Origin of the sequence: Arthrobacter sp. MMS18-M83 (assembly GCF_026683955.1) — a bacterium.
Classification (GTDB): domain Bacteria; phylum Actinomycetota; class Actinomycetes; order Actinomycetales; family Micrococcaceae; genus Arthrobacter.
The window spans coordinates 4,955,359-4,969,111 of sequence record NZ_CP113343.1; the positions used below are offsets into that span (position 1 = coordinate 4,955,359).

The 13,753-nt window shown below is 63.0% G+C and carries 11 protein-coding genes and 1 pseudogene; 9 read left to right on the plus strand and 3 right to left on the minus strand.

Annotated elements, in window-relative coordinates:
* Nucleotides 1-84: 84 nt before the first annotated feature.
* A complete protein-coding gene (locus tag OW521_RS23370; RefSeq protein ID WP_268021831.1) occupies nt 85-1,479 on the plus strand; it encodes a sulfite oxidase in 1,395 nt (464 codons plus the stop codon).
* 82 nt (nt 1,480-1,561) lie between these two features.
* Entirely contained in the window at nt 1,562-2,662 is a 1,101-nt protein-coding gene (locus OW521_RS23375; RefSeq protein WP_268021832.1) for a hypothetical protein, read from the plus strand.
* 261 nt (nt 2,663-2,923) lie between these two features.
* On the opposite strand, the gene OW521_RS23380 is transcribed toward OW521_RS23375, so the two are convergent.
* Nucleotides 2,924-3,055 (minus strand): hypothetical protein, encoded by a 132-nt coding sequence (locus OW521_RS23380; RefSeq protein ID WP_268021833.1) that lies wholly within the window; start codon nt 3,053-3,055, stop codon nt 2,924-2,926.
* A 702-nt stretch (nt 3,056-3,757) separates the two neighbouring features.
* Here OW521_RS23380 and OW521_RS23385 point away from each other — a divergent pair.
* The 6 genes and pseudogenes from OW521_RS23385 (at nt 3,758) to OW521_RS23410 (ending at nt 11,110) form a co-directional block, all read left to right on the plus strand.
* The gene (locus OW521_RS23385) at nt 3,758-6,208 is read left to right on the plus strand and encodes a galactose oxidase early set domain-containing protein (protein ID WP_268021834.1); all 2,451 of its coding nucleotides are present in this window, start codon (nt 3,758-3,760) and stop codon (nt 6,206-6,208) included.
* Between the two features lie 55 nt (nt 6,209-6,263).
* Nucleotides 6,264-6,971 (plus strand): hypothetical protein, encoded by a 708-nt coding sequence (locus OW521_RS23390; RefSeq protein ID WP_268021835.1) that lies wholly within the window; start codon nt 6,264-6,266, stop codon nt 6,969-6,971.
* Between the two features lie 87 nt (nt 6,972-7,058).
* On the plus strand, nt 7,059-8,336 hold the full coding sequence (locus OW521_RS23395) for a glycosyltransferase (protein ID WP_268021836.1): 1,278 nt from the start codon (nt 7,059-7,061) through the stop codon (nt 8,334-8,336).
* Between the two features lie 154 nt (nt 8,337-8,490).
* Complete coding sequence (locus tag OW521_RS23400; RefSeq protein WP_268021837.1) at nt 8,491-9,969, plus strand: ArnT family glycosyltransferase; 1,479 nt, start codon at nt 8,491-8,493, stop codon at nt 9,967-9,969.
* Nucleotides 9,966-10,451: a GtrA family protein gene (locus OW521_RS23405; protein ID WP_268021838.1), complete on the plus strand. Its 486-nt coding sequence runs from the start codon at nt 9,966-9,968 to the stop codon at nt 10,449-10,451. Before OW521_RS23400 ends, OW521_RS23405 begins: the two co-directional genes overlap by 4 nt.
* A 59-nt stretch (nt 10,452-10,510) precedes the next feature.
* Nucleotides 10,511-11,110 (plus strand): annotated as a pseudogene (locus OW521_RS23410) (aldo/keto reductase).
* 85 nt (nt 11,111-11,195) lie between these two features.
* Here OW521_RS23410 and OW521_RS23415 read toward each other — a convergent pair.
* Nucleotides 11,196-11,321: a hypothetical protein gene (locus tag OW521_RS23415; protein WP_268021840.1), complete on the minus strand. Its 126-nt coding sequence runs from the start codon at nt 11,319-11,321 to the stop codon at nt 11,196-11,198.
* Nucleotides 11,318-12,199, minus strand: a complete 882-nt coding sequence (locus OW521_RS23420; RefSeq protein ID WP_268021841.1) for a helix-turn-helix transcriptional regulator — start codon at nt 12,197-12,199, stop codon at nt 11,318-11,320. Before OW521_RS23420 ends, OW521_RS23415 begins: the two co-directional genes overlap by 4 nt.
* Before the next feature lie 102 nt (nt 12,200-12,301).
* On the opposite strand from OW521_RS23420, the gene OW521_RS23425 reads away from it, so the two are divergent.
* Complete coding sequence (locus OW521_RS23425) at nt 12,302-13,753, plus strand: MFS transporter (RefSeq protein WP_268021842.1); 1,452 nt, start codon at nt 12,302-12,304, stop codon at nt 13,751-13,753.

The following is a 13,753-nucleotide window of genomic DNA, read 5'->3' on the forward strand; positions in this document are numbered from 1 at the left end:
GCCCAGTGCCACCGAAGTGATGCAGCCCGGAGCCCGGCCCGGGGACGGCGAGTGGTAGAATCAGCGGCACGCGAAGGAGTGAACATGGCTCTGTTTGTTGTGCGTCATCAGCATTCAGCTGAGCGATGCCTCACGCAGGACCCCCGTATGGGAGCCATGCTGTTGAATCACCTGGGCCGCCCGAACGCCAGGCAGTACGGCGTGGAGATCCAGGGCGAGGCGGTTGTACAGGGTGAGCACACGCTGTATTTCATCGCGGAGGCCAGCGACGAGAACCGCCTGCGTGACTTCATGCAGACGTTCCAAGGGATGGGCAGCCTGGACATCTACCCCGCCTCTACGTGGGCCCTCGCCGTCGCCGGCGGCGGCTGCGGCACGCCAGCGCCTATGAGTGAGTCCGCGTCGGCGATCGATCCCGCGGATGCCTGCCAGCAGGCTATCGACGCCGGCCTGGTTGTTCAGCGTGTGCACCCACTCAACTGCGAGACCCCGATTCCGGCGCTGATCGGCGCCATGGTGCCCAACGCCCATTTTTACGTGCGCAATCACTTCCAGATCCCAAACCTTGACCCGTCCGTCTTCCGGCTTGAGGTCGGCGGGTTCGTGAAACGGAAGCTCAGCCTCAGCCTGGACGATTTGCGCAACCTTCCCTCACAAACCCTCACCGTCACCCTCGAGTGCGCCGGCAACGGCCGCGCACTCTTTGAGCCATCGATCGAGGGCGAGAAATGGAACCTGGGGGCCGTGAGCACCGCGGAATGGACAGGTGTGCCGCTGGTGGAAGTGCTGGATCGGGCCGGTGCGCAGCCGACTGCGCGCGAGGTCCTGTTCAGAGGCGCAGACGGCGGGACCGTGGCGGGCCGCTTGGGACCCGTCCGCTTCGAGCGCAGCCTCCGGCTCGACCAGTGCCACGACACCGACCTGCTGCTGGCCTACGCGATGAATGGCGAACCGTTGCCGGTGCAGCACGGCTATCCCCTGCGCCTGGTGGTTCCCGACTGGTATGCCGTGGCATCGGTCAAATGGTTGACCGGCATCGAGCTCCTCGATCGGCCGTTCCATGGCCACTACCAACACGATAAGTACTGGTACGAATGGGAACGCGACGGCGAACCCGTCCGCGAGCCGGCGACGCTGCAGAGGGTACGGGCCCTGATCACCGAGCCGGCGCCCGACCACCAGACCCGGCGCGGCGACGTCGCTATCCGCGGCGTGGCTTGGTCCGGGGCCGGTCCGATCGACCGGGTCGAAATCAGAGTGGGCGGAGGAGGCTGGCAGCCCGCCCACCTCGTCGGCGAACGCAAGCGCCACAGCTGGCAGCCGTGGGAGCAGATCATTAGCGTCCCGGAGCCCGGCATACTGACTGTGCAGGCCCGCGCAACCGACCTTGCCGGCCGAACCCAGCCCGAACGGGCCGAGTGGAACCGCCTTGGCTACGGCAACAACTCGATCCATCAGATCGATGTCCGCATCATCTGAACAGACTGACGCAGGCTGCCAAGGGTCGCAGCCAAGGGGATTGCCCCTCGCCGCGGAGGGCGGCGAGACTTACTGTGGAGCTATGGACGCCACAGCAGCTCACGCCTTTGCGATTCCGCCGGTATCAGTTCGGCCCCCCACCGCTGTCGTTGAGGACGTCATCACCCTCGCGACCGGCGTCTGGCTCCTCACCGGAACCTATGTTGACGGCTGGGCGCACAACACCCTCCATGATCTCGAGACGTTCTTCACTCCGTGGCACGCGATCCTTTACTCCGGCTTCGCGGCCTGCGCCGTCTGGATCGCCGCCCTGACCTGGCGTCGGCACGCCCCCGGCGAGCGGTGGACGGAAGCGATCCCCGCCGGCTACGCGGCCGCCGCAGCCGGGGTCGTCCTCTTTCTCATCTCCGGGGCGGCCGACTTCGCCTGGCATTCGGCCTTCGGCATTGAGCAGGGCATCAAGGCACTATTCAGCCCCTCCCATCTGGGGCTCGCCACCGGCGGCTTCCTCATCCTCAGCGCGCCGTTCTCCGCGGCATGGCACTCACCCGAGCGGTCATGGCCGCGGCTGATGCCCGCCGTCGTGAGCGCCATGCTCTCCGGTATGGTCGCCGCGTTCATCCTGCAGGAGTTCGCGGTCTTCGCGCGCCACGGGCTGATCCAGTCATACACCGGCGCTGCCGGGGCGCAGCCCGCGGTGACTGTTCCGACGTCGTCGAGCATCATGGTCTCTTTGGCATCGTTCTTCGTCTCAACGGCCGTGCTCTTCGTGCCCGTCCTCTTGCTGTCGCTGCGTTGGCGCCTGCACCCCGCGGTACCGATGGCCCTGGCGCTGCTTCCTTCCATAGCCCTGCAGATCATGGTCGGGCTGCGGGACGCCTGGCTCGTGCCGGTGGCCCTCGTCGGTGCCGTCCTCGTTGGAGTGGTGTGGGCGGTGGTGCGACCCAACCCGGACCGTCACGCCAGGCTCATGACCGCGATAGGCCTCTCCCCCGTCGTGTTCTGGGCCCCGTATTTCGCCGGTGTGGCACTCCACGACGGAGCACTGAGCTTCTCCCCTGAAATTTGGGGCGGGACGCTCGGATGGGCCGGACTCGAGATGCTCGCGCTGGCCGTGCTCACGCTCAAGGTGCGAGCCACAGCCGGCGCAAAGGCCCAGTCATATCGTCCCAACCAGACATGAAGCCGTGAAAAGGCTGACAAGCCTGAGGCTCAGAAAAGGAAGCACCCGGCCACAACGGCCAGTCATAACTACATGGGCATGACGGACACCCAACAGCGATCCCCGGACCAATTGTTGATAGTGTCAACCAGGCCAGAAGCCCCAAAAGGCCCCTGATTTGGGGAAACACGCGTGCCCAAGGCGGGACTCGAACCGGCTTCCAGGCCTCGCCAACACGAGGAACTCCCGAAAACGGGACGCCGCTGTGCCGCGCCTCTCCGGCTAGGTGTTCTGAACGTAGTCCGTCGGCAGCGAATCGATTGCTTCGGCGGAATAGACCTTGCGGATGACAAGCCGGGTGAGTCCATCGACGGCGGCAGCGTCTGACCGGGCTCGCGTTGGGACAAAACTCATCGGCTTTGGGGAAATCTTTCGGGTGTGGCGTCTTCGCCGGGGTGTATCAGAAGTCCTCGGGCTCCCGTTCCCACGAGAAATCCACCACTCGAAATCCTGTTGTGTCTGCTCGTGCGCGTCAGCACTATCCTGATCGAAACTGTCCTACTTAACAATTCCGTCGAGCGGCGTCCGATCTCTGCTATGCCTTCGCCGTGAGCAATCAAGCCAATCCGAGCGGAATCTCCCCCGGGATTCATTTCCAAGCGTCGACGGCTTACCCCCAGCTTTTACGGAACAAACTCCTGGCACTCAGACTGGCGGATCCACAGTGTCGTCTGGTTAGCGCGTTTCCGAGTGGAGCATCCCTTCGAATTCGGGTATCGGATACTCGCGCTCGAATCACGGATGACCCGTAGTTTTCTTCAGCAAGGCCGCACTTGCGGAGTTGGTTTGCCGAGGGGGTGCCGGAAGGTCTCAATCGGGTCTCCGGCACAGTGCAATGTCGTCAATCCATCGGACTGACGCCCTGTCGTCACATCTTTGCGGCTGATCCGCAGTTGGAGATTGGGGGGTACAGTGTTGAGTCTTTCATCGTCGGGCTTCTTCCATTCCCGACATAATTTCACGTCTCCAAAAAGGGGATTCCCTTCCGCCGCCAAGCGCAGATCCCGGTCTAGGTTGCACGCACTCACTCTGGTGATATGCCTTTTCGCCGGCTTCATGACCTCCGCTGGCACTGAAGTGCTCGCAGCGACGAGCGTTGGTTCGAACCTGGTGGTCAATCCGTCCCTGGAGGACGGCACCTCTTTTCCCGCTTGTTTTTCGAAGGCCGGGTGGGGTACCGCCGGAGTGTGGTCGATAACTGCCGGGCACACCGGAACACGCGCTGTCACCGTCCAGATTTCGAACTACGCCAGCGGTGACCAGAAACTCCTGCAGTCAGAAAACACAGCCTGCGCGCCGGCCGTTTCTGCCGGGGCTGTCTACAACCTGGGGATTTGGTACCAGTCGACGGTTGCTGTGTCGCTGACAATGTTCAGACACACCTCCAGCGGCTGGACGTACTGGGGTGACATTGGGCAGGTACCGGCGTCAAGCACTTGGGCGCAGGCGACAGGCACCACGCCAGCTATCCCGAGCGGTACCGATCAAGTCGCCTTTGGCTTGTCCATCAACACGAACGGGACCCTCACCACCGACGACTACTCGTTGTTCGCCACGGCAGTGCCCACACCGCCCCCGCCAGGACAGCTTGTTGCCAACGGAAATCTCTCCCAAGGGACGCCGACGCCGGATTGCTTCACAACCAGTGGGTGGGGTAACCGAACCGTGACGGAAGGCCTGTCAACGGACGTGCCGATCAATTCGGCGGCTGGAACTCGGTCCTATACCTACACCGTTGGCTCCTACGTCTCGGGGGACATCAAACTCCTTGAATCAGAGACGCCCGGCTGTGCTCCGTCCGTGACTGCGGGTACCCAGTACAACGTCTCCATCGATTACAAGTCAACATCGGCCAGCAATGCGCTCACGATCTTCAAGCACGACTCGACCGGCTGGTCATACTGGACGGATGTGAAAACGCTGCCCGCGTCCAGCTCTTGGACAACAATGACGGCTGTCACCGCGCCCATCCCTAGCGGGGTGGACAGTATCTCCTTCGGTATCTCACTTTCCGGCAACGGCACTCTCTTCACGACGAACTACTCGTTGCAGCTTCCAGGACCCCCGCCACCGGCCGGGACCCCTTCCCAGGTGGGCTCGTGGCAGATACTCAATACGAGTATGCCAGTCAGGGACATCCACTCAACATTGCTCAGCGACGGCAGGCTCTTGCTCATCGCGGGGTCCGGCAACCAAGCCGGCGCGTTCGCTGCGGGAACGTTCCAGGCCGTGGTTTGGGACCCGAACGCCAACACGTTCACCACCGTGCCGGTGCCATATGACATGTTCTGCACCGGCCATGCGACCCTCCGCGATGGCAAGGTACTGATTGCGGGCGGAACCGCCGCGTTTCCTACGGCAGCCCAAGGCCCGACCACCTTTACCGGATCGGCGCACAGCTACTACTTCGACCCCGCGGACAACCAGTTCCATCAGGTCACGGACATGCAGGGAGGGCACTGGTACCCGACTTTGACAAAGCTGGGCAACGGCGACATCTGGTCCGCCGGAGGCCTGAACGAGAATGCTTCCGGATCGGTACTCACGGAGATGTTCAGCAGTTCTGCAATGACGTGGCTGAACAAGAACAGCGTTCCGCAAACATGGAGCTTCTGGGGTTTGTACCCGCACATGTACTTGCTCAACGATGGTCGTTTGTTCTACTCGGGCGCGCACACATTCGGTAACGGACTTCCGGGATCGGGGGCATCGCTCTACAACTGGCAAACCGCCCAGATGTGGGACGTTGCAGGTCTCAGAAGCAAGGACCTCCGTGACCAGGCGGGGTCGGTTCTCCTGCCGCCTGCCCAGGACCAGCGGGTGATGATCGTCGGCGGTGGCAACACCCAAACCAACACCCCCGGGATCAACCTCGTGGACATCATCGACCTTAATCAGGCGAGTCCCGCATACGTTCCAGGACCCGACCTGCCAGGGCCCGGAAAGCTGTATGTGAACCTGCTCAACCTGCCCGACCGGACAGTCTTCTCCGCGGACGGCGCCCAATACAACCGCTCGGGGAATGTCAGCACTGCGGCCCTTTACCGGCCCGGCAGCAACAGTTGGCTGTCGATCGACCCGGACCCCGTCGGACGGAATTACCATTCATCGGCGATCTTGCTGCCAGATGGACGCGTGGCCGTCCTCGGCTCCAACCCGATGGATAACACCTTCGAACTCCGGATCTCCGTCTACAGCCCGCCCTACCTATTTCAGAACGGGCGCCCCGGCATTACCACGGCACCGGCTTCCGCTACCTACGGGCAGTCGTTCGGACTCCAGGTATCCGGGACCATCAAATCGGCTTCGCTCATGTCGCCGATGTCAGCGACGCATCAGACGGACACCAACGCCAGGCTGGTCGATCTTCCCCTCACCGGAAGCGGCACTTTGATCACGGCGACCGTGCCGACCAGTTCAAACCTACTTCCACCAGGCCCCTACATGCTGACAGTGCTCGATACAAATAACGTGCCAAGCGTCGCCAGATGGGTGTGGATCTCATGAACCAAACAGCACAGTTTGCGCCAGCGGCCCATCACAAGCTTCGCACGGAGACGCCATGAAAAAGAGCTCGCCCAAGGGATTCTTCTTCTACATGAGACTCACCTTCGTCGCGATATGCAGCTTTGCCCTCGCGTCGTTGCTGGTCCATCAGCAAGCGGTCTCGGCTGCCGGGAGAGGAGAACACATCCATTCCTTGGCAACGGCGGGCCTGGCCGCGGCCGAGGTTTCCGGCGGCCCGAGCGCCTCACTCCAGGCCGGAGCAGCGCCAAACGGGCAGTCTGACAAAGGTTCCCCTGCCCATGTCCCCAGTCCACCGTCGGGCCAGAGCCCGGGCGGGCCGCCTATCGGTCCGCCGGCCGACGGCGAACGCGCGGCGGCGAACAGCAAACAGCGATCACTCGGCGACGCTGCCGCCGAGCCGAATGGCCTGGGCCTTCACACGGGAGCGTCGAACCCGGCGCCTGTCCCCCGCGGCACTGTCGCTCCTTCTCAGGTCCTGGACACCGCTTCGCAGTCACTTGGTGGATGTCTCAAGGAATACGGCGACGCCGGGCAATGCTTGCCGGTCGTGCCCCCGAGCCTCACCGGGCACCTCCAGCAAATGAAAGATGCGGGGCTGGATCCGGCCAGCATGCCGCACAACTGGTCCTGCGTCGAGGTGCGTCTGTACTTCCCGCACGGCCTCGCCGTCCGGGAGAAAGGCGTGGACCCGCAGCATCTGGACTCCAATGGTGACGGCATTGCCTGCGGAGCCCCTGATTAGAGAGCCGATTAGAACCGGGCACAGGCCCACACAGCCCAACCCCCACAGCCGCGCGGCGGCCCGCTCCTCCATTGAATCGAGACAATCATGTTCATCGATGCGATGCTCTACGGCCTCGCTACGTTCACTGCTCTGGCACTCTTTGCCATCTCCGCATCTACCTTGTGCCTTGCAACCTATGCCTGGTGGACCCCGAGAACCCAGGAATCGACCTTTTACGCCGAGCTTCGACCCACAATGCGGCACTCATTTTCACTGATCATGCCTTGCCGCCACGAAAGTGAACTTGTCATGGCGACCACCTTGGGCCATCTGCTTGCGCAGTCGCACCCGCACGTGGAAATCATCATTTCCGTTGGCGATGACGATCCTGAAACAGTCACAATCGCCCGTAAGCTCGCGGCACAGAATCCGAAGGTTGTGCGCGTAATCGTGGATACCTGCGAAGTCAAGAGCAAACCGCGCCAATTGAACTCTGCGTTACTGAAGTGCCACAACGAAATCGTGGGCGTGTTTGACGCTGAATCGATTGCCGCACCGGCCTTGCTCGTGAACATTGATAGTTGCTTTCAGGCAAACCAAGCCGATGTGGTCCAGGGAGCGGTGCAGCTGATCAACTACCGTGACACCTGGTATTCGCTTCGCAATTGTCTGGAATACTTCACCTGGTTTCGTTCCCGACTACACGCCCACGCCAACCAGGGGTTCATTCCGCTGGGCGGCAACACGGTTTTTATTAAACGTGATTTGCTTTGTGCGGTTGGCGGCTGGGATGCGAATTGTCTGGCTGAGGACTGCGATCTGGGCGTGCGGTTGTCAGTCCTCAACCGCAGGATTGTCGTGGCGTATTCACCAAGCCTGGTCACCCGGGAAGAAACTCCGGATTCCGTTCGTGCGTTGATCAAGCAACGGACCCGATGGTCTTTGGGTTTCATGCAGGTGTTTGCCAAAGGTGACTGGAAAGCTTTGCCCACCTTCCGGCAACGTGCCATCGCGTGGTGGACGCTGATGCAGCAGCACTTCATGGCCTTCGCAGGGGTGTGCATTCCCGTCGCGATTTTCACAGCCGTCTACGGAAATTTTCCGCTCGTGGTGACGGTGATTGCCTTTGTGCCGATGGTGCCAACTGTCGCGTCGATGGCGTTTGATCTATGCATGCTCAGAGAATTCGGCCGGGACCACGGCTACCGGATCCGTCTCTACGAGTATCTCCGACTGGTGGTCGGCACGCCGTTCTATCAGCTTTTGTTGGCGATCGCCGCGGTGCGCGCATTGGCGAAGTTCCTCAGAAGTGACTTCCGGTGGGAAAAAACCGGACACTCCGGGGCCCACCTGAACTATCTGAAAGCTGCTCCCGTTGACTAGCGCGACCCAGACCCCGGCTGGACGGGTTCCGACGTCGGTCCCGCGCCAGCGCCGGAGGGCTTCCGCGCTGAGGTTATGGCGCTTCCGCGGACAAGAATTTTTCCATTCTGCGGACCGTATCGCGATTGTTCTCATAGCGGTGGGGGCCGCCGTCTTGAGCCTGTGGAACGTCACCAACGCCCCCGACTACCAGGACGACGAAGGCACCTACACGGCTCAGGCTATCTCGACCACACAAGGCAGCTTGGCGCCATACACCTATTGGTACGACCACCCGCCGCTGGGCTGGATCCAACTGGGCGCATTGGCGTGGATCCCGCGATTGCTTGGATTTGATTCGGGGACAGAGATCGGCAACATGCGCTACGTCATGTCGATCTTCTTCGTCGCAAATTCTGTCTTCGTCTTCCTCATCGCCCGCAGGTTGCAGATCCGGATGGTGTTCTCTGTCCTGGCGGTGGCACTTTTCTGCCTGTCGCCGCTCTCCCTGGTCCTAGGGCGCCAAGTCTTCCTGGACAACGTCGGCACCCCCTGGCTCTTGCTGGCCTTCTACCTGGCACTTAGCCCCCGCCTTGCGCTCTGGACCCACGTCGGCGCCGCTCTGTGCTTCGCTGCTGCCGTGTTGTCCAAGGAAACGCTGGCCATCTTTGGGCCGGCCTTGCTGATTGCCCTAATTCACCGATCTAAGTGGATCACCCGGGCATTCTCCGTCGTGGGGTTCCTGACCGTGGGTGCCCTTGCGCTTTCCTCCTACCCACTCATCGCTTTGCTCCGAGGCGAACTGCTGGCCGGTTCGGGACACGTATCCTTGCAGGACGCGCTCGCTTATCAGTTCTTCTCCCGATCCGGATCCGGAGCCCTCTGGGAACAGGGCTCGGGAAGGGCGCAACTAGTGGCCGGCTGGATGTACTACGACAAATACCTCATCGTGGCTGGCCTGGTCGCCGCAGTCATCGCCTTGTTCCGACAGCGCTCACGCTGGATTGCCACAGGATTAACGCTTTTTCTGCTCCCAATCGTACTGGGCACCGGATACCTGCCCACCATGTACGTCATCGCGGCCATCCCCTTGCTGGTGTTGGCCATCGCCGTCGCCGCAGACATCCTGTGGACCGCAGCCAGACGTGCCGGGCCGTCCGGATCTATGCTGCGCCGGACCGTCAGCTTGTTCACCGCAACGTCCATGGTCGGCGGGCTGCTGGTAATGGCCCTACCCCAATGGTTCGAACAAGATGCGACGCTGCTGGCAAGCCAGAACAACTCGGATTGGTACTCAGCTTTGGAATGGACCAAGACCAACGTGCCACGGAACGAGACCCTGTTGGCGCCGTATTCGATGTGGCAGGACCTCAGATCCAATGGGTGGAATGGCCCATGGGAAGTAGTCGCCTTGGAAAAAATGGACCTCGACAGCGCCGTCGCGGTGCATCACCCCCACGGTTGGCGGGAGATTCAATGGGTTATCGAAGGTCCCACCGTGAAGCCGAACATCAGATACTTGAACCTCACCAACGCTGGCTTGGCCCTCGACCATTCCACGATCGTCCAGTCTTTCGGCGCGTGGCATATCCGAAAGGTCGTCACGAACCAGGAAGCAGCACCGTTGCCAGGACCCGACGGGGCTCAGCCATGACCCGGAATTCAGCCCAGGGGCTGATGCGCATCAGGCAAAGATTGTGCGGACGCATGCCAAAATTCGCCTTGATCGGAGCGTTCGGCGCCGGAGTAAACGTTGCCATCATGACTGTCCTGGTAGCTTGGGGGGTCAATTATTTAATCGCGGCTCTGATCGCCACGGAAACCACCATCGTGTCCAACTTTCTGATGCAGGAACGCTTCGTATTTGCTGGTCTGGGCCCGCTCGGGCGGTCGAAGGCAATTCGGTTCCTGCATTCATTCGGATTCAACAACGCTGAGACCTTGGCCCGGGTACCGTTTCTCTGGTTGCTCGTGGACAAAATGGGCGTCGTGAGTCCTTTGGCGCAGCTCGGAACCCTCTCTGCGGCCTTCATCGTGCGCTACACCTTCCATTCGCGAGTGGTTTATGCCCCAACTCCCGCGGCGACGGATTGCACACCCAGCGACACAACTGCGCCCCGAGAGGTTGCGCGTTAAGTGGCCAGGAATGAGCCCGAGCACCGCCCCTTACGTTGAACCGTGGACATAGTCAACGGATGAAGCAACGAATATTGGGCAGGACAGGGCGGGCAGTCTCTCTCGTGGGGCTGGGCCCGTGGCAGCTCGGTGCCGACTGGGGCAACGTGGACCCCAACGAAGCCAGGGACATTCTGGAAGCGGCAGTCAATTCCGGCGTGACGTTTCTTGATACCGCGGATGTCTATGGCGACGGCCGGAGCGAGCAAACCATCGGCGCGTACCTCGCTGCCAACCCTGGACTGGACATCATGGTCGCGACCAAAATCGGGCGGCGCCAGGAACAGACCCCGGAGAACTACACACTTGCCAACTCCGGCAGTGGATTGACCGTTCCCGGCGGAACCTCCAGACGGATTGACTTCGAACAGGGCTTCAAGGCGGTGGATGAGTTCAGAAAACTAGTTCCGTCCGGCGCAACCACAGCCCAAACCGCCGTCGCCTGGATCGCAGCACAAGAGGGCGTAAGCACCGTGATTCCCGGAGCGAGGAACGGTGAGCAAGCCCGCTCCAACGCAGCATCCGCCGAGATGTTGGACCACATTGACCCGGACTTCGAGAACAGCGTCAGGGAAATCTACGACAGGTACTTCCGCGAGACAATCCATTCGCGCTGGTAACCTCAGGGCTAATTCGTCGAATCCTCCGTCGGCGGAGGGTTCTTACCCATGAATCCGGGAGTGCAAGGTCAGCAAGGCGAGGGGTTCACTTGAGTCTGGCGTGGGTGAGGCGGAGGCGGTGGTGGGGTCGCCCGTGGTCGGTAGCGCCGACGTGGAGGCCGATGCTGCCGGTGGCGGCGACGATCAGGACCGGCGACGGACGGTCGTTCATCTTTTCTCCCTGACCGCTACTTGGGCGGCGTCGCGCTGGGTGGCGGCCCAGCTGGCGAGGACTTTCAGGGCATCCTCGGAGGGGGTCCCGGGGTCTGCCGTGTAGACGTTGATGCGCAGTCCCGGGTCTGCGGGGAGTTCCAGCGCTTCAAAGCTCAGGTCCAGGTCGCCGACGATCGGGTGGTGGAGGCGCTTGCGGCCGGCGCGGTGGTACTTCACGTCGTGACGGGCCCATCGCGTGCGGAACTCCTCGCTGCGGGTGGAGAGTTCACCGATCAGGTCCGTGAGGTCCTTGTCGTACGGGTTCTTCCCGGCTGTGGAGCGCAGGACAGCGACGATGTCATCCGCCGCGCGTTCCCAGTCGGCGAAGAACTCCCGCGCTTTCGGGTTCAGGAAGGTGAAGCGCGCGCTGTTCGGCGGAGTGGGCCCCTCGACCATCATGTCCAGATAGAGGGCACGGCCCAGTTCGTTGGCGGCGAGGACATCCCCGCGGTCGTTGCGAACCCAGGCGGGTGCGGCCGTGATCGCATCGATGACACGTTGCACGCTCGGCCGCACTGTCTGCGGGCTGTGCTTGCGCCGCACCCGGGGGGAGGCGGTGGCGGCGCGGGCCAGGTCGAAAAGGTGGGCCGTTTCGGCGTCGTCGAGCTTCAACGCACGCCCGAGGGCTTCGAGGACACTGTCCGAGGCGCCGGAGAGGTTTCCGCGCTCAAGGCGTATGTAGTAGTCGATGCTCATCCCGGCGAGCATCGCGACTTCCTCGCGGCGCAGTCCGGTAACGCGCCGGTTGCCGCCGTAGACGGGTAGCCCGGCCTCATCCGGCGTGATCCTTGCCCGGCGGGAGGTCAGGAACTTCCGCACGTCCTCGCTGTGTGTCATGGCATCCACGCTACGCCCGGTCGATCGGACGAGGGAGGCACTGGCGTTACCCGGAACGGCCGTGACTCCCGGCCGGCAAGGAATCACGGTTGCATTGAGAGCATGAAACCTGAACCTGCAACAGCCTCACATCCGGGAGCGATCCTCGCGATCATCCTCCTCAGCTACTTCATGATCCTGCTGGACAACTCGGTCATCTTCACTGCCTTGCCGAGCCTGCAAGCGGATCTGCGGCTGAGCACCGGCGAGCTGTCCTGGGTGCAGGATGCCTACACGCTGGTCTTCGGCGGCCTGCTGCTCCTCGGAGCCCGGGCCGGAGACCTGCTCGGCCGCCGGCGGGTTTTCGTGTTCGGGCTGGTGGTGTTCTCGATCGCGTCGCTGCTGATCGGCGTCGCACCGGTTGGCTGGTGGGCGATCGCCGGCCGCGCCGTGCAGGGTATCGGGGCGGCGATCGTCGCGCCCGCCTCACTCTCCCTGCTTACCGCGAGCTTCCCGGAAGGCCGTGAGCGCACCCGGGCCGTCGCCTTGTACGGTGCCACCGCAGGGGTCGGTGCCAGCCTGGGGCTGGTCATCGGCGGGGCGCTGGCCCACTGGATCTCCTGGCGGGCCGGGTTCTTCGTCAACGTACCCATCGGCGCCGCGATGATCGCGCTTGCGCCGCGGTTCATCCCGGAATCAGGCCGGGCCCGCGGCCGCTTCGACGCATTCGGCGCGCTCAGCGCCACGGCGGGTGTCGGCGCTCTCGTGTTTGGCATCATCAACACCGCCGACGCCGGCTGGAACTCGCTGGTCACGGTCACAGCCGTCAGTGCCGGCGTCGTGCTCCTGGTCCTGTTCGTGCTGATCGAGCGCACGGCGGCCCAGCCGATCATGCCGCTGCGGCTGTTCGCGAGCCGCCGCCGCACCGGCGCCTATATCGCCCGCTTCCTGTACCTGGGCGCGATGATCGGGTTCTTCTTCTTCACCACCCAGTTCCTGCAGGAAGTGCTCGGCTTCGACCCCCTGCAGGCCGGCATCGGATTCCTGCCCATGACCGCAGTGAACTTCGCCGTCGCGATGAGCATCCCCCGGCTGGCGGGCAGGTTGCCGGGTTCCGTCCCGCTCGTGGCCGGCATCCCGGTCACCCTTGCCGGGATGTTCTGGCTCAGCCGGGTCGGTGTCGACTCCGCATACCTGACCGGGGTGGCCCTGCCGATGGTCCTCATCGGCGCGGGCCAGGGTCTCGCGTTTGCGCCCCTGACCTCCTTCGGCATCATCGGGGCCCCAGCGTCCGACGCCGGCGCGGCATCGGGCCTGGTGAACACCTTCCACCAGGTCGGCACCTGCCTCGGGCTTGGCATCGCGGTCGCGGCCGCAGCGACCGCCCCGACCGCGGGTTCCGCCGTCGCGCACCTGGCCGCCCAGATCAGCGCCGCCCTCACGACCGGCAGCATTCTCCTTCTCCTGGCCCTAGCCGTCACCGCCGTCCTCATCCTTCCCGCGGACTTGGCGGCCCGCCGCACCAGGACACCCCGGGAAGTCGCGCCGGCGCCGCAGCTCGAAACCGCCCGCTGA